A 23,922-nucleotide genomic window follows, 5' to 3' on the forward strand; every position below is an offset into this window, starting at 1 on the left:
TTTTTAATTATTTAGGTTGTGAATAAAATTGTGAATAAAAATGGTTTAATTTATTTATTCACAATACTTTTGTCATATTAATTTTTAAATAATAAAATTTAAAACATGAAAGAGATACTCAAAGGAAGTTCAGGTTTTAGCGAAATTGATCTAAAAATTTTAACCGACCAGTTTAAGGAAAATTTGGTTAATAAAGTCGATAATCTTTGATACTCTGTCTTTTTCGAGAAAATGAAAATTGTTAAATGTGAAAAAAAACACATTATTTTTAGCAATTTAGAGTTAGGAAATTATTATCTAGATAAATACAAAAATGAATGCACTCAAGCACTAGAATCAGCGGTAAAAGAAATTTTAGGTGAAGAATATGTTTGAGATTTTATTAACACAAATTTAGAGGAACATAAAAAACATGTTCAAGAAATCAAAGTTAATCAAAAACGAATTAAAGAAGCAATTAAAATCCAAATTCAAAACGAAGAAATTAACTCTCATTTAACTTTTGAAAATTATATTGAAAGTGATTTTAATCAAGAAGCACTCAATATCTTTAAAAAAATCACTTATGAAGATACTGGAGTAAATATTTTATATTTATCCGGAAAGTCAGGTCTTGGAAAAACACACTTACTTTCAGCTTTAATTAACGAATTTAAAGCACATAAAATATCTTCTACCTGTATTTATATTAGTCCATTTAATTTTTCGACTTATATATCTAATTTAATTAAAGAAAACGACCAAGATAAGATTTCTAAAATCCTTAAATATTACTCAAATGTGGATTTAATTGTTTTTGATGATTTTCAAATTTTTGGTGAAGGTAAAAAAATAGCTACTAAAAACTTTTTATTTAACGTTATCGATAAACGAATGATGTTAAATAAACTCACTGTTTTTGCTTCAGAATATGAAATTAAAGATATTGTACACTTATTTGATGAACGTTTAATTACTCGTTTACGCTCAGGGATTCAAACTAAAATTCAAAAACCAAACAAAGATGATTATCGTAAGGTTTTTACCGAAATATTAAACAAAGAAAAAGATTTAAATATTGATTTGTTCGATGAAGAAAGTGTTAATTTTATTATTAATGGACACTCAAGTTCAATTAGAGGACTTATTGGAGCTATTAGTAAATTAAAGTTTTATAAAAAAGAAATTTTAAATAGCGATTATGTTTTTAATGTGGTGCGGAATGCTTTTAAAGATTTTGTTTCCCCAAATAAAAAAATTACACCAGAAGAAATTGTTGAAAGAGTGTGCAATTATTATAAAATTACTCCTTCAGAAATTTATTCTAAGACAAGAAAAAATGAAATAGTAATTGCTCGACATATGACAATTAATTTGATGAAGATTATTTTAGATTATTCATCAACTAAAATTGGTCAAATCCTTAATAAAGACCACAGCACTATATTAAATGCAATTAAAAAATTTGAAATTGAGATTAAAGATGTCTCTTCAGTTAAACGAACTTTTGATACTTTAAAAGCTGAGATTGAAAATAACTAGAAAATTATTCACAAGCTTAGTTTATTTAAAAAGTATGATTTTTGTTTAAAAATAACATCAAAAATGAATTTTTACTATTTATTCACAAATTAACAAAACATTATATTTATATATTTACAAGAGAGGTTTTTATGAAATTCACAATTCTGAAAAACAAAATCGAACCGATAGTTGAACTTTTAAGTCTTTATATTGACTCAACGGACTCATTTATGCCGTTTCGTTGTTTATTTTTTAATATAAATTCTGATTATTTAACTATTACTGCTCAATCAGCCACTATTTCGGCTCGTAAGAAAATTGATATTGAAGAAAATAATATTAATTTAGAAGAAGTTGGAAAAGTTTTAATTAATGCTTCCATTTTAAAAAACATTATTAAAAAATTTAATAAATATGTAACTTTTAAGTTAAATGAAAATTCAATTGATATTTACGAAGGAACCACCAAATTCACTTTAACTAAGATAGATATTCATCAATATCCTCAAGTCGATTTTAATGATCAAGATAATCGAACCGAAGTTAATTCAGTTCAATTAGAGAAAACTATTAACAATGCTTCTATCGCAACAAGTGTTTCAAGTGATAAATTGAACGCTTTAATTTATAAATGTATTAATGTAAGTAGTGATGGAGAAAACAATATTCGTTTTGTTTCGACTGATTCATATCGTTTAAGCACTGAAAGTATTAAAGTTTCTAAACCAGTAAATTTAAATTTAACTATTGATGCTAAAAATTTAAAAAGAATTGTAACTAAGGATGCCGATAAAAAAGTATTTATGTTTTTTAATCAAGGAAAATTTGGAATCTCGTATACTGATACAGTGGTACAAACTTTAACTACTAATTTAAACTATATGGATATATGACATTTATTTAATTTTGATATTTCGCGGACAATTAAAATCGATAAACAAGAGTTTTCAAAATTAATAAGTAAAGCTTTATTTTATTCTTCAGAAAAATCAAGAAGATTACAATTTACATTTAGTCAAAATGAAATTAAAGTTATTTATGAAGTTCCCGAAATTGGAATCGGTGAAGCTCATACCAACGATTACACTTTACAAGGTGCTGATATTGAAATAGATTTAGATTTCCAATACATTAAAGATGCTATTTCAGTGCTTGAAAATGGAATTATCAATATCTTCATTAGTCAAAAAGAAGATCGATTATTGATCGTTTCTGAAAATAATAATTATAATAAACAATTAATAACTCCATTAAGACGTATTTAGGTGGCAAGATGATAGTAAAAATTAAAAATGATTCAATTAAACTAAGTCAATTTTTAAAAAAAATTCAAGAAATTCAAACTGGAGGACAGTCTAAGTTTTTCTTAAAAAATAATTCAATTAAAATCAATGGACAAATTCCACAAGGAAGATCATCAAAAATTAAACCAGGCGACATTGTTTGAGTTAATGATACTTTAATTAAAGTAGTTGCTGAAGAAGAATAGACAGCAATTAATAAGGTTATATTAAATTTTTAATTTAATATAATATTAAAATATTATGGATTCAGAAAAATTAAGAGGAACTTTTACTAAGTATATTCGAGGTGATAAAAATTCAAATTGAGCACTTTTGACTTTTAAACCCGAAAATAACGGTAAATCTTTTGTTTTATACGCTCGGAACAACGTTCCGATTTTGTATGTTCTATATGAAATTACTTTTAAAGACAATCCAAAAAACATTGGAGGAAATAAAATATTAGAATTATTTATTCCTGTACCCAAAAGCAATGAAATAAAATGAGAAGAATATTTTTGTAAAATCCCTTTAATCGGAAAAACAACAGCAAAAAAAATCAATGATAAATGATCCAAAGAAGTTTTTAATTTAATTAAAAATATCGATCAAAATTATAACCAATTAAGGGAACTTTTATCAGATAAACAAATAGAAGCCTTTGTTAAATATTACAATTCTAATTTAGTTCAAATTGAATCGTCTCTAAATTCTAATTCTCCTGAAGAAATTGATGATCAAAAGTTTTTTTATTTATATAATTTGCAATTTCTTCACGCCAAAATTCTTGAACTAATTAAACCTTCGATATCACTTTTAGAATATTTTAAATTCAATTCTCCGTATGATTTGTATTTAGAATATGAATTAGATCTTAAAGATATTGATCGATTAGCATTGTCTTTAGATAATCATTATCAAAATAATCAAAATCAATACAGCATAAAACGTTTCGAAGCTTATGTTGATTTTTTACTTAAAGATCAAGAAAGTAATAATTCGACATTAATTAATATAGTTGATATAGCCAAAAATATTAGCGAAACATTAAATTTAAAAAAAGAAGAGGTGGTGGAAAATTTTAAATTTCTAATTTCTCACAAAAAAGTGTATTTTAAACAAATTAATAATATTTCGTATTTAACAAGAAATACAACTTATGAAAAAGAAAAATTTATTATCAAGAGATTAAAAGAAATTAAACAAAAAACACCAATAGAGTTAAAAAGTGCAATCAATGAAGAGTTTAATGTTTTAAGTAATGAACAAAAAAATGCTTTTTTAAACTTTTTAAATTTTAATATTTCTGTTGTTTCAGGTGGTCCAGGAACTGGGAAGAGTTATTTAATTAAATTCATTGATAAAGTTTTAAAACAAAATGGAATGGAAAATTTAACTGATTATTTCATTATTGCACCTACTGGAAGAGCAAGTAGTAGCATTTCGCTCAAAATTAACGAACAATGTCGAACCATTCATAGTATGCTTAAAATTGATAAAAATGAACGTGGGATTGATGATGAAACATTAAAAAACTTATCTCAAGTAAAAGTAGTTATTATTGATGAATTTTCAATGGTTAATATTAATATTTTTTCTAAATTATTATATGCATGTTCAAATTTAGAAAAAATTATTTTAATTGGTGATGTCGAGCAATTACCAGCTATAGGTCCAGGGAATTTACTTGAGGAAATTATTGATTTTCAATTAGGTAATATTACTTTTTTAGAAAAGAATTTTCGAACTGAGTTTAAAGAAATAGTCCAACACTTTAACGCTGTTAAATTAAATCATTTACCAGTCTTTAAACAAGGTGTAGTTGATTTGTTTGAATATAATACTAATAATTATTTAGATGATATTACAAACTTGTATATTCAAGAAGTTAAAAACTATGGTTTAGATAATGTTATTTTACTTACACCTTCATATAAAGGTGCTTTAGGAATTATTAAATTAAATAACAATATTCAAAAAGAACTTAATCCTGACTCTGAAATTATTTACACAGTTAAAAAAAATGATAGTGAAATTAATTTCAAAATTAATGATAGAGTAATTCAATTAGAGAATCGAATTACTGATGATATTTATAATGGAGATATAGGTTATATTAAGAAATTAATTATCGCTAAAACTGAAGAGAATAAAAAAGTCAAAACAATTATTATTGAGTTTAAAAAGAACAAAAATATAATTAATGTTAAATATTCAGAAGAAGAATTTAGAAATCAAATTAATTTATCTTATGCAATTACCATTCATAAATTTCAAGGCTCAGAAATAGATAGTGTTATTTTTGCTATCAATCCACAATATAAATTTATGATTACCAAAAAATTAGTTTATACTGCTACATCGCGTGCAATTAAACATTTAAGCATTGTTACCACCACAAATTGTGAATATTTGGATTTATTAGTTGAAAATAGTGCTAATAAAAAAAATATATTAACCAATTTTAAATATATTTTACAAGGAGAATAATGAAGTTGATTGTTGGATTAGGAAATCCTGGAATAGAGTATAAATATACTCGACATAATGCTGGTTTTTTAGTTATTGATCGGATTTGCGAAAAATTAAAAATAAACCTCAACAAAAGTAAATTTAATGGTGAGTTTGTTAAATTAGATAATGTAATTATTGCCAAACCAATGACTTATATGAACAATTCAGGTGAATTTGTATCTCAATTAGCTAATTATTTTAATATTAGTGTTGATGATATTTTGATTATCCATGATGAAAAAGATTTTCCTCTAGGTAAATCAAGCATTAAAGTTGGTGGTTCAGGTGGAAGTCACAATGGTGTACTAAGTGTGATTGAAAAGGTTAAAAGTACAGATTTTAAGCGTATGAAAATTGGAATTAGTACTCCGTTTAAAGGTGAATTGAAAAACTTTGTATTAAGTAAATTTACTGAAGAACAATTTTATGTTTTGGATAATGTAATTGAAGTAGCATCTGAAGCATGTATTTCGTATATGCAAAATGATATTTATACAATTATGAATAAGTTTAATCAAAAGAAAAATGAAGTTAAATAATCAAATTATTATTGCTGTTTCAGGTGGGCCTGACAGCATGTTTTTATTAAATAAATATAAACATAAAAATCCAATTGTAGCTTTTATTAACTACAATCAAAGGGAAGATTCGTCAAATGATGAGCAAATTGTAATTCAATATTGTAAAGAAAATAATTTAATTTTAGAAAGATTAACTTTAAACAAGCAAGATTATTCAAAAGGTAATTTTCAAGAATGAGCACGTAATATTAGATACGATTTTTTTATCAAAATTGCTCAAAAATATAATTTAAACACTTTATTAACCGCACATCATAAAGATGATTTTTTAGAAACGTGCTTATTACAAGAGCAAAAACAAAAAATAGTAAATTATTGAGGAATTAAAAAACATTCAAAATATAAGGGTTTGAATGTTTATCGTCCTTTAATTTTTAAATATTATAAAAAAGCGATTATTAAATTTAATTTAAAATATAAAATTCCTTATGCTATTGATTACACTAATCAATTACCTAAATACAAACGAAACAAAATTCGCTTGTATTTAAAAAATAAAAGTTGAATTTATAAAGAACTTTTAATCACAAAATACAGGATAAAAAACATTTTTTTATTGTTTAACAATTACCAAATCAAAAAACAAACTAATATTTGAAAAAAAGAAAATTATTCACAAGAGTGTTTTCAAAAACTTAAAAAACAAAAACAAGTTCTTTATTTTTTAATTCATGAAAATTTTGTAAATATCAAACTCTCAAGTGCTAAATTAGACTCGATTATTAGTTTTATAAATTCGAACAATCGAACTAGTTCTTATAAATTATCTAAAAATATATTTTTAAAAAAACAAAAAGGTCTAATTATCTTTAATTAAGCAAAAAATGTGAACATTCAATTCTTGTAAATTAAATAAAAAAGTTTATAATTTTATCTATCTATTATAGAAGGGAGAACTTTTGTCAAATAACAAAAAAAGAAGACTAATTAGCATAGGAATTATAGTGGCGGTTTTAGCTATTGCTATTGGTGTAATAGTCTATTATATTACTAGCTTAAATTCATCTGCAAGTGAGTGAAGTCTTAATGAGTTAAGCAATAATATTGATCTTGCTAAACAAAGTACAACAGATTCAACTTATTTTAAGCAAATTACAACTAATCCTTTCACAAATAGAATTAGTGGTGTTTTTATAGACCATGGAAAAGTAACACCGTTTTTTACTTATGGTAATAAAAGTGATTTAATAGCTATTGTAGGTAAAGAGCAAATTTTTCCACAAGAGATTTTCCCTGGTACTATCCAAAACGGACAAAATATTACGAACGAAATTGGAGCTGGGAAATCTGTCGAAACTCCAAGACAAAATATTTTTGTTCAATTCTTAATTTCGATGATTCCTTGAATCTTGATTATTATTGTTACAGTCTTTATATTTAGATCTTTAAACAGAAGTATGTCAGGTCAAGGTGGTGCATTCGGACAAGACAAAAGTCCTGCACAATTAATTAAATCTAACAAAAGATTTAGTGATATTGCTGGAAATAAAGAACCAATTGAAGAAATTAAAGAAATTGTTGATTATTTAAAAAATCCTAAAAAATATGAACAAGCTGGTGCTAGAATGCCTCGCGGAATTCTTTTAGGAGGTCCTCCAGGGACTGGAAAAACTCTTTTAGCAAAAGCAACTGCTGGAGAAGCTTCGGTTCCATTCTACTTTGTTTCAGCTTCTAACTTTGTTGAATTATTTGTTGGTATGGGAGCAAAAAGAGTTCGTCAAGTAATTAACGAAGCTAGAAAACATTCGCCTGCAATTATCTTTATCGATGAGCTTGATGCCATTGGTCGTACCCGTGGAAGTGGGATTGGTGGTGGACACGATGAACGTGAACAAACCTTAAACCAACTTTTAGTCGAAATGGATGGAATAAAAGAAAATTCAGGGCTATTATTTGTTGCTGCAACCAACAGAACTGATATTTTAGACCCTGCTCTTACACGTCCTGGTCGTTTTGATAGAATTATTACTGTTGGACTCCCTGATGTTAAAGAAAGAGAAGAAATCTTAAAATTACACGCTAAAGGAAAAAGATTTGATTCATCAATTAGTTTTGAAAAATTAGCACGTAGAACTCCTGGATTTAGTGGAGCACAAATTGAAAACGTTATTAACGAAGCTGTTTTACTTTCGGTTCGTGAAAATACTAGTGTTATTACTACTGAAATTATCGATGAAGCTATTGATAGAGTTATGTCAGGTCCAGCTAAAAAATCAAGAACTATTACTAAAGAAGAATTAACTTTAGTTGCTTACCACGAGGCTGGACATGCTGTAGTTGGAATTAAAATTCCAGGAGGAAATAAAGTACAAAAAATCACCATTATTCCTCGTGGAAATGCTGGTGGATATAACTTAATGATGCCTGAAAACGAAAAGTACAATTACACTAAACAAGAGCTTTTAGCAACCATTGCAAGCTTTATGGGTGGTCGTTCTGCTGAAGAGATTAAATACGGAAGTAAACATATTACTACTGGTGCTAGCGATGATATTAAAAAAGCTACATCTATCGCACGTAGAATGGTTGTTGAGTTCGGAATGTCTGACCTTGGTCCAATTAAATACCATGATGAAGAAGCAAATCCGTTCCTTGGTAAAACCTTAGCAAATGGTGGAGGAATTTCAAACCAAGTCAGTCACGAAATTGACCTTGAAGTACGGAAAATTATTTTCTATGCTAAAGATTTAGCAACCAAAATCATTAATGAAAACCTTGAGTTATTAGAATTGATTAAAACTTTATTACTTGAGCAAGAAACTATTATTGCTGAAGAAATTGAATATATTGCTAAACACATGACTCTTCCACCTAAGAAAGTTAAAAATCAAAAAGTTCAAGAAAACAACCTTGAATTAGATAATTTAATTAAATTAACCGAAAACGAACAAAAAGACGAAATAGCAAACACAAATGATAACAAATAAGAAAAACTCTGTTCAAGAGTTTTTCTTTTGTTTTGCACATTACACAACAAAACGAAGAAAAACACAGTTTTTAAAGACTGTGTTTTTACGTATAACTAAAAAAATGCTTAAATTATTTAAATCCTAGTTCTTTAAGAACTGTTTCTGTATTTGTAGATAAAATTTTAGCTGAACTCATTAATTTTTCGTGTTCTTTTTCACTTAATGTTGCTTCAAGAACTTTTTCAATTCCGTTTTTACCTAAAACACATGGTGTTCCAAAAACAATATCTTTAACTCCGTATTGTCCATTTAATAATGCTCCAACAGGAAGAATGGCTTTTGTATCGTAAACAAGTTGTTTTAGAATGTTAGCAATACCATTTCCAATTCCATAGTATGTAGCACCTTTAGTTTCGATAATTCTGTAAGCTCTATCTCTAACATCTTGTTCAACTTGTTTTAATTCTTCTTCTACATTACCTGTTGAGAATTTTTTCAATTCATATCCTGCGATACGAGCTGAAGAAATCACAGATACTGAAGAATCTCCGTGTTCACCAATAACGTATGCTTGAACATCGTGTGATGAAACTCCGTATTGTTGAGCGATAGCGAATTTAAGTCTTGATGTATCAAGAATAGTTCCTGATCCAATGATTTTGTTTTTGTCAAATCCGGTTGTGTGGTGATATACAGCAGTCATAATGTCAACAGGGTTTGAAGCAATAAGTGTAATTCCTTTAAATCCTGATTCTTTAACTGATGTACCAATACTTTTCATAATTGCAGCATTTGAACCGATTAGTTGTAATCTTGTTTCACCAACTTTTTGTGGTCTTCCGGCTGAAATAAAGATATAGTCATAGTCTTTTAAGTCTTCATAACTTGCTTTAACCACTTTTACGTTAATTGGAGCGTTTCCAATTGAGTCTTGTAAGTCATATACATTTCCTTTTTGTAGTTTTTCGTTTACGTCAATAATACCGAATTCACTACCTAGTCCTTGGTTAAAACAAGCGTACATAAAGCTCATTCCTACTTGTCCTGAACCGATAATTGCAATTTTTAAATTTTTCATATATATACCCTTTCATAGCTAATTGCTTACTTTAATTATATTATTTTAATAACTTAATAAGAAGCATTACCACATTATTTCCACAAAATATTAAAAATTATGGTAATTTTACTGTAAATCTAATATAATAAATATTTACTTTTTAATAGTTTTACTATAAAATTAGTAAATACATATTAACGAGGTTAAAATGTGAAATTTATTTAAAGAAGTTTTTCGCTCTCTTAAAAGGAATAAAGTAACCTTAATAGGTCTCACTATTTTAATTTTTCTTTCGTCAGGGATTTTTACTTTATTCCATGATATGAGCAAGGTTATGAAAGTGCAATATAATAAATATAAAACGCTTTCAAACGGACATGATTTAACTGTGGATTTAAATATTCCATCCTCAGGTACTTTTTTTAATGATGGTTATTATATTAACGGTCTCACCCAATTTAATGGAGGAATCTATTATGATAAACCGTTAAATTACATTTCTGGACAATATACTTTAAATCGAAATATTATTTCAACAGAATTAATTAACGATAATTATATTAATTTAGCTAGTTTTGTTGGGAATGCTAGTGAGTTTTCTAATAAATATATTTGTAAGAATGAATTTATTAAGTTTTATAATTCGTTTTCAGATCCTAGTTTTTCACAACAAGGAATTATTTTAAATTATTCAAAACCAATTAAAAGCTTTAAAATTAATCAAAATTATTCGTTTACTACTTATTCAAAAGATAATGATCAATTTGATATTTATAAAACAAAATTAAATGCTAATAAAAATCAGGATTTTGTTTTCGATCAAAATTACAAGATTTCAAATTTATTGAATATTGAAAAAAATAACGACACTATTTATTTTTCGCAATTACCTGTTTTGTTTGTGAATTTAAAAACCAATCAACTTACTTTTGATTTTGTTAAAGGTAAACAATGAGAAGAACAAGAACAAGTTTATAAAATTTTTGGTAATAATTTAGCAAAATTATTTGGTCTTACTCATATAAAAGATAATGAATTTGTTTTTGTTAGAGATTTATCAAAAAATCCTGTTTTAGTTAATTTTCCAACTGATACTACTAATTTAGAAGAACATTATAACACTTTTTTAAATCACAACTTTTCATATAAACAACTTTTTGGTGATGAAGATATTTCTATTGATGTAACACGTTCTTTTACATTTCAAGCTAATCAAAATTATTTAGTGCCAACTGAATGAGCTGCTATAGAAAAAGAAGACACTTTTTACCAAAGAAGGTTATACACAACTACATATGATGAACAAAACAAAGATAAATGAACAGGTTCGTACAAAACTTATATTTCAAACATTTTTAATAGTGATGATAATAATTTAAAAGCTCAATATAGTCGATTTGCATATTGAGATAAAATGATTAATCGTTATGTAACTCACTTTGATAAAAATGGGAATGAACAAAAAACACAATCATTACTCAATAGCTCCAATTTAACTTTATCAATAGATGATATTAATAAAATTAAGTTAAAATTAGCTCCAGCAAATGAACAACCACAAGGAGTAAATTTAAATAATTTTGTAACACCCAAAGAACAAACTATTGCACAAATTGAAGGTTTTAGTCAAGTTAACGAACAAGAATATAAAGTTTTAACCTCAAAATTGTATAAAGAAAATATTATTAAAAGTATTCGCGATGGAGCTTTATCAATTACCAAAAAAAATATTACTAATCAAGTAATTAATTTAGTTGGCGGTAAAGATGGTAAAGATATTGAACATAATGTTGGTATAAGACAAACTACTACTGTTGATTCAGTAGATGAAAAAGGAAAAAAAAGTGTTTTTCACTTTGTTAATGTTGGGGATAATTTAAATCAAATTAATGGTATTGAATTAAATGTTGATAAATTAATTAACGAAAGTAAAAATAAAACCGCTTTAACCCAAACCTCAAAACCTATTGATGATTTTTTTAAAACTAAGCAAATTAATACTTTTGTTGCTAAAGAAATTTTAGTCAACGGAAAAGGGAATATAAGTCCAGTTCAAGAATATTTAATCCCTGATTATAATTATGATGACATTATTTTTACTGATTTTAATAATAATAGTTCGGTTACATATAATGCTAAAAAAACCTATCGTTTCAGTAATTTTATAGAGGATGAAAAAAATCCTGAAAACACAAAATTAATCAATAATTTTAATGGTTATGGAGTTACTGTTACTAAAGATTATCAAAATTTCATTTTACTTAAAGCAGTTAATAATGAGTATGGAAGTTTTTCTCATTGAGTAAATGTTAGTTTAAAAGAAAATATAAATGGAATTTTAAACGATGAGCAACTTTATCAATACATGCTTAATAAAAAATGAACTTTAAGATTAAGCTATGTAAATCCAAACGGATGAGGAAGGGTTGACCCACAATTTCCAAATATTGTCTCAGTTCCTTTTTACTACCGAGGACCTAGATTTGATATTTTACAAGAAGCGTTAAACAAAAACTCACTTTCATTAGCATTAGAAAACATTCAAAAAACCCTTTATGAATCAGGTTTAATTTTAAATGGTTTCATCACTAAAGAAGAGGTTTATGCTTTTATAGAAGCAGCCAATTACACTATAAATAAAAATGATTTTGCTAAAATATTTTCATCTGGGAATATTAATTTAATTATTGTTCCAAAAATGATTTTAGATTTTATATATCATTTATCACACAATCCTAAAGGTGATTATTTATCAAAAATCCTTGATTCAATACTACAACGTTTAATCACAATTTTACAAGAACAAGGCACCTTAAAACAACAAAATGCTTATCTTAAAACACAATTAGAGCACTTATACAAATTTATTAATAATCTATTTGGATTTGATTTTAATAAAATTATTGATCCAGTAAGTTTAATCGACTTTGTTAAAGATCCAAAAGTTGTTTTACAAGCTTTAAGAGAAATTATTTCTGGATTTGATTTTAGAAGCTTTTCGGATAAAGTTGAAGATTTCTTAGAAAAAGAGTACAACAAAAAAGAAATAAGAGATGGTATTGAAAGAGAAAGAAAAATCAGTATCACAGAAATTTTAGTTTGATTATTTGAAACTTCAAATCAAAGCGTGATTAAAAATGGTATTTATAAAATTTTAGATAATATTAATACTATTGCCTTATTCGAATCTCCAAGTGGAATTAAAGCACTTTTAAAATCGTTTTTACCTTTTAATGACACAACAGTTAATTCGATTGTTTCAAAAATTAACGATCCAAACAACCCGCCGGGTAAAAAATATAGTAATTTTATTGATGGAATTAAATTTTTTATTAATTCATTTGATTTAAATATCTTTTTAAAAACTTTATCAAAAAACATTAAACTAAACAATTTTGATAACACAAACTTAGTGGTTAATAACATTACCGGTCAAAACGAATTGGTAACTAAATATTATTTTGCTGGTTCAGTAAATAATTTTGACATTTATTATTCATTCTTTAAAGCTTTTTTCAATATCCCGAGTGCTGATAAAACCTTTAAAGATCAAATTGTTAAAATGTTTAATTTATCAAATAAAGGAACTTCAATTAGAATTACTGACCAAAAATATTTCAACATTCCAATAAATGATGATCAAAAACTAGGTTTCTTTGATTTGTTAAATTTTTCTGAACCTGCTAATTCAGGTAATTCTGGGACTTCTAGCAATTCATCATTAGGTGTTGTAAAATCAATAAACACAGTTCTAAATTCGATTAAAAATTTAAACGAACTAAAATATAATTCACTAAAAAAAGAGCAAAAACACATTTTAACCACATTTATGGGGTTAAAACCTGATCAAGATTTAAATAACAAAGAATTAAAAGATCTTATTAATAAATGAGAAGGAATTCTTACATTATTTAACATTAACCCTTCTGACTTAAAATACAGAAATAATTTAAGTCTGGGGACATTAGGATATTTCTTTAAAAATTACAATACTAATTTCGCTTCTGTTCCTTTATATGGGTTGATTAAAGAAGTAATTGATAAATTAATTGCAAATAGTTCGTTAGATCAATATGCATATATGCAATATATTTATCCAATTTTTAGCGAATGATGAAATTTATATAAGGATTTACCAAACGTATCACATAAACGCAAAATTGATTTTTTAAAAAAATGATTAGAGTTTGCAAATTCAAAAGAAGTAATTGATTCTTTTAATAGTTTTGAATTATTTCCGCCGAGTTCACAAAATATTGCTTTAGCTGAGCAAACTAAGTTTGGAGTATCGCGTTCATTAGCTAACCCAAACAAAATGAAAGAATTATTTTTTGCTAAAAGTAACGGTGAATATACAAACTCAAAATTAAATGAGCTAATTAAACAATATCCTGAATTTGCTCAAACAATTGAAAAACACGAGTTTGGTTGAACAGTAGCATTCTCACAAATAGCTGCCTCACAAATATTCTTTAATGTTAAAGAAGTTTCAATTGACGGAACAAAGATTGAATATAATGGTCTAGAATCAATTGTTATAGATAATTTTATTAATGGATTTTTAGATAATCCTTTAACCAAAGAAAATTATCAAGATATTGACAAAATTTTAAGTTCATTTCCAAGTTTTTCGCTTTCATCAATCGGAATTCCTGATGTAGTGCTAAATCCATTATTAATTAGTTTTTATCCACAACTTTTAATTTGATTTTTAACCAATACTGATGATATTGAATCTTCAGTATCAAAAAACATTAACTTAGCTTACTTTATTAAAAATAAATTAACTAATTTTGAACAAGTTGCTAAAAAATCAATTAATGAGTTTGAAGATTGAATCAAAAGCTTTGTAACTCAAAGAACATTTAATTCAACTATTGAAAGTGATTATACTTTTGCAATTGCTATTGATGATGACTTTTTTACTTGACAAAAGAAAAATCCAGATTATTTAAATGGACAATATCAAGTTTTTGGAATTAACTTATTAGATTTTATTATTGCTTCAATGGATGCGATTACTGCACCAATTGTGTCAAATAATTTCCTCACCTTTAGTCAAAGCTCTTCTTATGTAGTTAAAGCAAACTATGCTTGATTATCAAAAAACAACAAGAAAGTTTATACTGGAACAATTCCTGAAGATCCTGCTTTAGTTCAAGCTTTATTGAATAAAATAGATAAAGATTTTCTAATTGAAATTAATGGTTCTAAATTCATTATTGTTGGCGATGATAGTTCATATGATTATTTATATCCAGTAATTGACGAAGCGAATTTACAAGTTGATACTCAAAATCAAGCGATTTTATATGTTAACGATAAAGGTTTTTCAAGAATTAGATATTCATATATTGGAAATGCTCTTAAAGAATATTTAGTAGTTAAAGCTCCAAAAAATGTAGATTTAAATAAACTTAGAGATGATATTGAAGAAAATATTATTCAAAAAACAATTGACGATCCGAACAAAACACAACGAACTTATTTAATTAATGATTCAGTGGATGGATTAAATCCTGAACGTTCATTAAGGGTTTCGGTTATAGAAAAGATTATTAAATCAGTTTCAACAATTTCGTATCAACTATCGTTTTTAATGATTTTTATTGTTTCAATTTCAATTATTTTTATTATTAAAAGATATGTTTCAAACAAAAATAAAGTACTTGGGATTTTAATTGCTCAAGGATATAGTAAAACACAAATTGCACTTTCAATGACTGCATTTGCACTCATTACCTCATTTATAGGAGGAATTTCAGGATACTTAGCCGGATTTATTAATCAAGCATTAGGAATCCAGGTTATTTCAGCTTACTGAACGATTCCGATTGAAACTCTTTCATTCTCGTTTACATCATTTGCGCTAACGGTAATTCTTCCGCTTTTTGGAATGTCATTGCTTATTTTCTTTATTACTATTTATTCATTGAAATGAAAAGCAATTGAATTAATGGGCGGAATTGCTGATTTGTCAATTGGAAACTTACAACAGAGATATCAAAAATTATTTAGAAAAAATAATATTAAAACCAAGTTTTCAGCTTCATTAATTTTTAATAGTTTTTGAAAATTATCAGCGTTTGGATTTAGCATTATTCTTACAAGTATTGCAACAATTTTTCAATTTTCAACCTTTGGTGTCTTTGAAAAATCAATCAATAAAACATATCAAAATCGTGATTATTCATATAAATTAGACTTAGTCACTCCAACAATTGAAGGTGGAGCGATAATGCCGTTTAATAATAATGTCGAAAATAATCTATATGTTCCAATAGGGAATATTTCTGAATTTAACCAAACTCAAAGTTCGTATTTCCAAGTTGGTAAGTCGAACGCAATAAATGTTGATGGTAAAAACGGAGATCCGGGTGAATTTGATGCACACGTTATTACCCAATTTTCGGTAAACCTTAAAATTGATGCGGCTATTTCAACCGATCCATGAACTTTAATTTACAATAATTTACCCGATTCACAAAAAGCAAGAATTAGTAAATTAAGAAATCAAGTCGGTTTATTACTTGAAAAAACACAACCATTTGTTGTCTTTAATAAAGATAATACACTCAATTTAAAAGAAACCGGTAAGAGCAAAAAAGACTTTTTCCATTATGTACAAAATATTCAAAATCCATTAGAAGGTAAATTCTACTACCTTAAATGAAACGAATTAGAAAATCAATATGAAGATTTTGTTATTAGTACTACAAGATTTAGGGATGAATATCGTCAATTTCTTGTTAATGCATACTCAAAAATTCCTACAGGAAGTTTATTAAATGATTATTTTGTTTCATTTAATGGAATTTACTTTAATAAAGATAAAGATGAAACATATACATATGTAGAATCAAAATATAATGATAAAGACCCAATTCGTCTTTATGCATATAGACCAGACAGTAAATATATTAAATTAATTGATGAAAATGGAGTTGATTTACTAAAATTATTAAATGATTCATACAAAAATAATCAACCAATAGAACAACCAATTCCATTGGTAATTAACAATGTGGTTAAAGATAAGTATAAATTGTCTATTGGAAAGGAAATAGAATTACCTGTTGAAAATAATGTAACTCGTTTCCAAGAAAAATTTGAACCAGTAAAAGAAGATCCTAAACACAAATACAAATTCAAAGTTATTGGAATTAATCCAACTTTTATTAATAATGAATTTATTATTCCTAAAAGTGCAGCCGATAAAATTACCGGATTAGATAAATTAAATAATTCTGATTATGGTCCATTTAATGGAATTTTATCTAAAGACACAATCCCCCAACAATTGCTTAATTCAGCTTCTGTTTATTCATATTCTGGATATCTTGGTGCATTGCAAAGTTTTGATGTTAAATCATCGACTTTAGTGGAAAAACAAAATATTTATGATGCTTTATTCTCAACTAAAACAACTAATCCAAACCTTCCTTCAGAAGGATTATTAGCAAAATGAGGATGAGACGATAATAAAATAGCAAGATTTATTAATCCAGGATTTAACCCAGATGAAAAAACTCCTAAAGAGGTTTTTGAAGAAGCGAGAAAAAATCCAGAAGGTGTAATTCAAAAATTTGCTCAGCCATTTAACAATATTGTATATGTATCTACCGCTCAATCGCTTGATTCAAAAGATATTGAAGTTGGATTTACAACAACTATTGCTAAAACAGTGCAAATTATAGTAACTTTTATTACTTTATTAACATTTATAGTTTCAATGATTATTCTTATTATTGTGTCAACTATTTTAATTAATGAAAATGAAAAAAACATTGCAATTTGAACTATTTTAGGATATTCACAAAGAGAAAAAATTCGAATGTTCTTTGGAATTTATGTTCCATTTATTCTCATTTCAATTTTATTATCAATTCCAATTACGTATGGATTGATTGTCTTCTTTAGTGGATTTTTAACTAATGCAGCCTCAATTGCAATTCCGCTTACTCTTTCGCTATTTAGCGTTGGATTAACATTTATTTTGATTTTTGCGGTCTTTATGATTACTTCAATTATTTCGTGAAGAAATATTAATAAAATTAAAGCAATTGACTTATTGAAAGGTAAATAATGTTTTTTAAAAAGAAACCAAAACCCACAATTAATGAACAAAACAACGAAAATAAAGATATTGTTCAAATCACAAATAAAAATACAAACATCAAAATAAATAAGAAAAATGTTTTTGATATTTTAGATGGTGATAGCGAAAACAATAACTTTATTGTTGATCATTCAATTGCTCGAAAATTAACTCGTGCAACTAACTCTAAACGACAAAAAGATGAATTTAAAGACCTAAAAAATAGTCCTAATGCTATCATTGAAGTGAAAGATGTCAGTAAATATTATTTATCTGGAACTAAAATTACACGAGTGTTAAAAAATATTTCTTTAACCATAAATCGTGGAGAATTCATTATGATTTATGGTAAATCTGGTGGAGGAAAAAGTACACTATTAAACTTAATTAGTGGACTTGATCGTCCTTCAAAAGGGCACGTAATTGTTTGTGATGTGAATTTACCTTATTTAAGCGACAATCAATTAACACTATTTAGAAGAGAGCACATTAGCTTTATTTTCCAAAACTATAATTTATTACAAAATTTATCAGCTTATGACAATGTTGAAACAGGAGCTTATTTACAAAAAGATAAGAATAAGAAAATTGATATAGATCAATTATTCAGTAACTTTGATATGGATGATGTAAAATATAAATTTCCATCACAAATGTCAGGTGGTCAGCAACAAAGAGTTTCAATTTTAAGAGCTTTAGCTAAAAACACTGAAATTATTTTTGCTGATGAACCCACTGGTGCTTTAGATGATAAAACGTCAGAAATTGTTTTAAGTTATTTGTATGATATTAACAAAAAAAACAATACAACAATAGTTATGGTTACTCATAATCCTTCAATTGCTCCAATTGCTGATCGAGTTGTCCATGTTGCTCATGGGAAAATTACAAAAATACTAACTAACAAAAATACTAGACATCCTAAAGATATAAAAATTGATTAATGGATAAATATCAAAAAGAAATTAAAAAACTTTGAATTCAAGAGCGCGAAAAACTCAAGTCTAAAATCAAGGAAATTGGTTTAGATAGTAACTTACTTAAAAAGGTGGAACTTTTTTCAGAAAGATGTTTCTTGGATGAAAAGGAAAGAGAAAAGATTTGTGAGAAATTACTAAATTTAGATGATTTCACAATCAGTGTTTTAATGAAAGATCCTAAAAGACAAAATATTTATGAAAGAATATTGTTGAAACACTTAACTCAAGCAAATTTAAAAACTATAATTTTACCTAATCACGGAAATAATGCTTATTATTTAATTAATGATAAAATAATTACAAATTTAGACAAAAAACCAACAAATGTAAAATCGCTTGATTTTAAAATATTCTCAGAAAAACAAGATTTGTTCGTTGTTCACAAGTATACCGAGGTATCAGGTGGAGCACAAGATAATCAGTTTTATGATGTAATGAATCAAATAAAGGAAATTGGACATTTTACGGTTAACAAAGTTATATTTTGTTTGGATGGAGATTATTATAAACCAAATAAAATCAAAGAGCTTAAAAAAGTAAATCCAAACATTATAATCACAAATATAGATACAATAATAGAAGATATAAAAAATTTAACAAAAAATTCAATATAAAAAGTCACTTAGCTAAGTGACTTTTTATATTGAATTAATAATTCTTCTTACAGTTCTAAAATCAATTCTTCTTCGATATTTATTCATCTGAGAAACACCTTTAAACGGAGCTCATAAGTAATCGCAATTATTATTTCTTAATTCATTGATTTTATCATTAAGTTTATCAATAAATTGCTTATCAATTTGGTTTAAAACTGAAATTTTTACTTTGTGTCTATCAGTTGATTTAGATTTTATTTCTGACAAAAATGAATTATTTTTAAAACCAATATTGTTCAAATCCTTTGTATTATCGCAACAAACAACCGATAAATTATGGTTAATATCAGTATTAAAAATTACTTGTCAATTATTTTTTTGAACTAAAATGTTTTTTTCGATATCTTTTAAACTATCGAATGAATTAATTAAATTATTTCCTTCGTACAACAAAAAATCCAAAGTTGTTTTTTGGTTATCAAAATAAGCTATTGCAACTGGATGTTCTGTGTCCTCAAAATTATTTTTATCAGGTATTAACTGAAATGCAACAAGTTTAGAAATTAATTTTTGATCTTTTTTTCTATTACTGTGGATTAAGGTAGCTGGAATTATAGCGATTGTAAATCGAATATTTTGAATACATTTTCATAACGAAATTTTATATAAATCATCAAAACCTTTAAAATTATCGACGAAAAGGTTCATTCTTTTTGCAGAATTTTTAGATAAATAAGGGGGATTGGTAACTACAAAATCATAATCCTTATAAAACCAATTATTAATACTATCGTTTTTTTGAACGTTGACATTTTGAGGTTCGATATCAAAAGAATCGTATTGAATATCAGGGTTGTGTTCTTTGATAAAATCAACCAATAAATTAGAACCGGCAAATGGTTCGAGCAATTTTTTATTCCATAAATTGTAGATATTCATAAAATCTTGAAAAACTATATTATCCTTGAAAACGTTTTTTGTTGTAAAAAATTGACCGTTCTTTATTTTATTCATAAAACCCCTTATATTATCATTGTAACACATTTATCAAACCCTTTTTAACATATGTAAAATTTATGCTAATTTAACAAAATTTTAAATGTTATATAATTAAAAAATGCTAAATGTTGTTTTATATCAACCAGAAATTTGTCCAAATACAGGGAACATTATTCGTACATGTTTTGCAATAGGAGCTAAATTACACATTATCAAACCACTTGGTTTTGACTTACATCCTAAGTGATTAAGAAGATATGGAGCAGGTAGAATGCTTTCAGATATCCAACACGAAGTTCATGCTAATTATGAGCAATTTTATAATAAATATAAAGATAAAAATATCTTTTATATTACAAGATATGGACTTAAAACTTATTCTGATGTTAATTATCAACAAGAGTTTGAAAAAAACAAAGAATTATGAATAATGTTCGGTCGTGAATCAACAGGGATTGATAAAGCAATCTTACAAAATAATATTGATAATTGCTTAAGAATTCCAATGGTAAGTGCAATGCGTTCAATTAATTTAGCAAATTGTGTAAGTATTGTTGGATTTGAAATTATGAGACAGCTTAATTTTCAGGATTTATCTAAATATGAAATAGAAAAAGGAAAATATTTTTTAATTAATGGAAATCATCAAGAGCAAAAATAATCAAAAAATCAAGGAATTAGCAAAACTAAAGCAAAAAAAGTATCGTAATCAAGAGCAAAGCTTTTTAATTGAAGGGTATCATCTAGTTGAAGAAGCACTAAAACATAACTTAGTAACTGAAATAATCGAGTATTATCAAAATCCTAAATATAAAAATTCAATCCTAGTTTCAAAAGAAATTATTCAACATTTATCTTTTACCCAAAGTCCACAAAATATAATAGCAAAGTGTAAATTTATTAAACCTAAAAATCAAATGAATAAGATATTATTCTTAAATAATTTGCAAGACCCAGGAAATATTGGAACTATTTTAAGACTAGCAAAAGCTTTTGATTTTGATAGCGTTGCAATTGAAAATTTTGATATTTACAACGATAAAGTGATACGTTCTTGTCAAGGAGCATTATTTGATTTAAATGTCTTCAAAATTAATAATTCTAAAGAATTTTTAATTTCTTTAAAAGAGCAAGGTTTTACCATTTATTCAACAGTTTTAAACAAAAATGCACAAAAATTGGGACAAATAAATTTTAGAGATTCAAAAATAGCAATCGTATTAGGAAATGAAGGACAAGGAATATCTAAAGAAATACAAGATATCAGCGACATACAAATCTATATACCAATAGCGTTTGAAAGCTTGAATGTAGCATGTTGTGCTGCAATAGTGTTAAATAAAGTTTATAATAAAGAGTAGAAATGCATTCATTAAATAAAATTATTCAAAAAATAAAAAATACTTCTTTTCATTTATCTTTAAAAGGGTACAAAAGAGAAGAGGTTGATTTACTATTAAGCGAAATAGTTGTTAACTTAGAAAATCAAAAAGCACTTTTTAAATCTTTGGAGTTTAAAGTTCAACAATATAGTAAACAACTTGAAGAAGTAATCGCACAAAAAGAAGAACTTAAGTACGAACTCGAAAGAATAAAATCAGAACAGAGAAAAGATGAATAAAGACAAAATTAGTGATAATTATAACTTTACTATTCAATGATTTCCAGGTCACATGGCCAAAGGAATGAAAGAAATTAAAGAATCAGCCAATTTAGCTGATCTTTTTATTGTAGTATTAGATGCACGTTGTCCTATTAGTTCATATAATGAAGAATTCGATCAAATATCACCCCAAAAACCAAGACTTTTTATTATCACCAAAAGTGATTTAATGGACAAAAGCAAAAAAAATAAAATCAACAATCGTTTTAAGGATTCGCACGTTTTATGGTTGGATTTAAGAAAAAAATCCTCCAAAACAGTGATTTTAAACACAATTAAAAATATTATGAAAGATAAAATTGCTCGAGATAAAGCAAAAGGATTAATGCAATCTCGTTTAAAATCATTTGTTGTTGGAGTTCCAAATTGTGGCAAAAGCACACTGATTAATTTAGTATCACCCAAAGCAACTCTAAAAGTAGCTAATTATCCAGGAGTTACTAGAAATAAGCAGTGAGTGGTAAATGGTGAATTTTTATTTATGGATACACCTGGAATTTTATTACCTAAATTTGAAGACCAAGAAGCAGCAATCAAATTAATTACTATCGGATCAATCAAAGTAGAAAACTTTTCTTTAGAAAGCTTAACTTTTCAAATTTATGCATTAATTTCTAAATACTATCCAGAAAAAATCCAATCACTTAATCTGGTACCTTGCTTTGAAAATACACAAATTTACGACCAATTAGTAGAATATGCATTTAAACAATCTTTACTAATTTCTAAAGGGAAAGCTGATTTAATTAAAGCTTATAATCAATTTATTAATTGAGCAAAAAACCTAACAGGAGTTACTTATGATTAAAAAATCTACACTTAGATTTTTTAATTTATTCTTTTTCTAATCTTAATATATTCCTATAAACCCATTTATTAAATGCTTAAAAAGTTAAGTGTGTATAATTATAATAATATGAAAAAACCCAAAATTATTTTTATTGATTTAGACGATACTTCGCTTGACGCTAAAACAAACGGGAGAAAACATTTTAGCAAAGAAAATATCCAAGCTATGAGTCAAGTCAATAAAAAAATACCTATAGTTATTTCAACTGGGCGAGCAAATAATTCAAACACTAGAAGAATTCTAAAACAAGCAGGTTTAAAAACTTTAATTGCTTGAAATGGTGCTCAAATTGTTTACGATCAAGATAATATTGAAAGCTTTCCGATGAATAGGGATGTTGTCCAAGAATTGTTTGATCAAATTTATATAGAAAAAGCTTCAGTTATTTTTAATTCTGACCCAAGACGAATGGGTTTTGTAAGAAATAGATTTTTTAGATTTGTCCTAAGACTAGGAAAAAGTTCAGCTCGTCACTATTCAGAATTTCGAAACGATTTTATTGCTTACAAAGCACTTATCTGAACTCCTTCAAAACGTAAATTAGCAAAATTAGCAAAAAAATGAAGTTATATGTTTGCCGGAAAACTCACCATTTCTTTAAGTGGAAACAAAAATAATTTTATAGAAATCACTGCGTATAATGTGTCTAAAGGACAAGCAGAAAAACACTTATGTCAACGTTGGGGTATTGATCCGTTAGATACTATTCATATTGGCGATTCTATGAATGATGCATCGACTAAAAACATTGTTGGTAAAGTTGTTGCAATGAGTAATTCTGTCCAAGGGTATAAACAAATAGCAGATGAAGTTTTACCTTATTCGTACAAAAACGGAGGAATTGCTAAATATTTATCACAATTTTTAGAATAAAAAGTGCAAAGCA

General features: G+C 26.3%; 17 protein-coding genes. 15 read left to right on the forward strand and 2 right to left on the reverse strand.

Annotated elements, in window-relative coordinates; all coding sequences use genetic code 4:
• Positions 1 to 105: 105 nt before the first annotated feature.
• The 7 genes from AC1RP9_RS00005 (at position 106) to ftsH (ending at position 8,808) form a co-directional block, all read left to right on the forward strand.
• Positions 106 to 1,521, forward strand: a complete 1,416-nt coding sequence (locus tag AC1RP9_RS00005; protein ID WP_481822340.1) for a DnaA ATPase domain-containing protein — start codon at positions 106 to 108, stop codon at positions 1,519 to 1,521.
• Positions 1,522 to 1,652: 131 nt separating this feature from the next.
• Positions 1,653 to 2,768 carry a DNA polymerase III subunit beta family protein gene (locus tag AC1RP9_RS00010; protein ID WP_481822342.1) on the forward strand — a complete coding sequence of 372 codons (1,116 nt, stop codon included), beginning with the start codon at positions 1,653 to 1,655 and terminating at the stop codon, positions 2,766 to 2,768.
• Between the two features lie 8 nt (positions 2,769 to 2,776).
• Positions 2,777 to 2,992, forward strand: a complete 216-nt coding sequence (locus AC1RP9_RS00015) for an RNA-binding S4 domain-containing protein (protein ID WP_481822344.1) — start codon at positions 2,777 to 2,779, stop codon at positions 2,990 to 2,992.
• A 55-nt stretch (positions 2,993 to 3,047) separates the two neighbouring features.
• Positions 3,048 to 5,276 (forward strand): ATP-dependent DNA helicase, encoded by a 2,229-nt coding sequence (locus tag AC1RP9_RS00020; protein ID WP_481822346.1) that lies wholly within the window; start codon positions 3,048 to 3,050, stop codon positions 5,274 to 5,276.
• On the forward strand, positions 5,276 to 5,839 hold the full coding sequence (gene pth / locus AC1RP9_RS00025; protein WP_481822348.1) for an aminoacyl-tRNA hydrolase: 564 nt from the start codon (positions 5,276 to 5,278) through the stop codon (positions 5,837 to 5,839). Before AC1RP9_RS00020 ends, pth begins: the two co-directional genes overlap by 1 nt.
• The gene (gene tilS / locus AC1RP9_RS00030) at positions 5,826 to 6,698 is read left to right on the forward strand and encodes a tRNA lysidine(34) synthetase TilS (protein ID WP_481822350.1); all 873 of its coding nucleotides are present in this window, start codon (positions 5,826 to 5,828) and stop codon (positions 6,696 to 6,698) included. Before pth ends, tilS begins: the two co-directional genes overlap by 14 nt.
• Positions 6,699 to 6,780: 82 nt before the next feature.
• Positions 6,781 to 8,808, forward strand: a complete 2,028-nt coding sequence (gene ftsH / locus AC1RP9_RS00035) for an ATP-dependent zinc metalloprotease FtsH (RefSeq protein WP_481822352.1) — start codon at positions 6,781 to 6,783, stop codon at positions 8,806 to 8,808.
• Between the two features lie 112 nt (positions 8,809 to 8,920).
• On the opposite strand, the gene AC1RP9_RS00040 is transcribed toward ftsH, so the two are convergent.
• A complete protein-coding gene (locus AC1RP9_RS00040) occupies positions 8,921 to 9,868 on the reverse strand; it encodes an L-lactate dehydrogenase (RefSeq protein ID WP_481822354.1) in 948 nt (315 codons plus the stop codon).
• A 190-nt stretch (positions 9,869 to 10,058) separates the two neighbouring features.
• Between AC1RP9_RS00040 and AC1RP9_RS00045 the strand changes: the two genes are divergently transcribed.
• The 3 genes from AC1RP9_RS00045 to AC1RP9_RS00055 are packed head-to-tail and all read left to right on the forward strand — an operon-like array spanning position 10,059 to position 19,542.
• On the forward strand, positions 10,059 to 17,936 hold the full coding sequence (locus tag AC1RP9_RS00045) for an FtsX-like permease family protein (protein WP_481822356.1): 7,878 nt from the start codon (positions 10,059 to 10,061) through the stop codon (positions 17,934 to 17,936).
• Positions 17,936 to 18,892: an ABC transporter ATP-binding protein gene (locus AC1RP9_RS00050; protein WP_481822358.1), complete on the forward strand. Its 957-nt coding sequence runs from the start codon at positions 17,936 to 17,938 to the stop codon at positions 18,890 to 18,892. Before AC1RP9_RS00045 ends, AC1RP9_RS00050 begins: the two co-directional genes overlap by 1 nt.
• A complete protein-coding gene (locus tag AC1RP9_RS00055) occupies positions 18,892 to 19,542 on the forward strand; it encodes a hypothetical protein (protein WP_481822360.1) in 651 nt (216 codons plus the stop codon). Before AC1RP9_RS00050 ends, AC1RP9_RS00055 begins: the two co-directional genes overlap by 1 nt.
• A gap of 24 nt (positions 19,543 to 19,566) precedes the next feature.
• On the opposite strand, the gene AC1RP9_RS00060 is transcribed toward AC1RP9_RS00055, so the two are convergent.
• Entirely contained in the window at positions 19,567 to 20,538 is a 972-nt protein-coding gene (locus AC1RP9_RS00060) for a DNA methyltransferase family protein (RefSeq protein ID WP_481822362.1), read from the reverse strand.
• A gap of 103 nt (positions 20,539 to 20,641) precedes the next feature.
• On the opposite strand from AC1RP9_RS00060, the gene AC1RP9_RS00065 reads away from it, so the two are divergent.
• The 5 genes from AC1RP9_RS00065 to AC1RP9_RS00085 all read left to right on the forward strand — a co-directional run bounded on the left by AC1RP9_RS00065 (position 20,642) and on the right by AC1RP9_RS00085 (position 23,909).
• A complete protein-coding gene (locus tag AC1RP9_RS00065; protein WP_481822364.1) occupies positions 20,642 to 21,184 on the forward strand; it encodes a tRNA (cytidine(34)-2'-O)-methyltransferase in 543 nt (180 codons plus the stop codon).
• On the forward strand, positions 21,159 to 21,884 hold the full coding sequence (locus tag AC1RP9_RS00070) for a TrmH family RNA methyltransferase (RefSeq protein ID WP_481822366.1): 726 nt from the start codon (positions 21,159 to 21,161) through the stop codon (positions 21,882 to 21,884). The genes AC1RP9_RS00065 and AC1RP9_RS00070 overlap by 26 nt, the downstream gene beginning before the upstream one ends.
• Before the next feature lie 2 nt (positions 21,885 to 21,886).
• The gene (locus AC1RP9_RS00075; RefSeq protein WP_481822368.1) at positions 21,887 to 22,144 is read left to right on the forward strand and encodes a DivIVA domain-containing protein; all 258 of its coding nucleotides are present in this window, start codon (positions 21,887 to 21,889) and stop codon (positions 22,142 to 22,144) included.
• Positions 22,137 to 22,994 carry a ribosome biogenesis GTPase YlqF gene (gene ylqF / locus AC1RP9_RS00080; protein ID WP_481822370.1) on the forward strand — a complete coding sequence of 286 codons (858 nt, stop codon included), beginning with the start codon at positions 22,137 to 22,139 and terminating at the stop codon, positions 22,992 to 22,994. Before AC1RP9_RS00075 ends, ylqF begins: the two co-directional genes overlap by 8 nt.
• A gap of 108 nt (positions 22,995 to 23,102) precedes the next feature.
• Positions 23,103 to 23,909, forward strand: a complete 807-nt coding sequence (locus AC1RP9_RS00085; protein ID WP_481822372.1) for an HAD-IIB family hydrolase — start codon at positions 23,103 to 23,105, stop codon at positions 23,907 to 23,909.
• The last annotated feature ends 13 nt before the right edge of the window (positions 23,910 to 23,922 follow it).

Source organism: Mycoplasma sp. 3686h, from assembly GCF_056781225.1.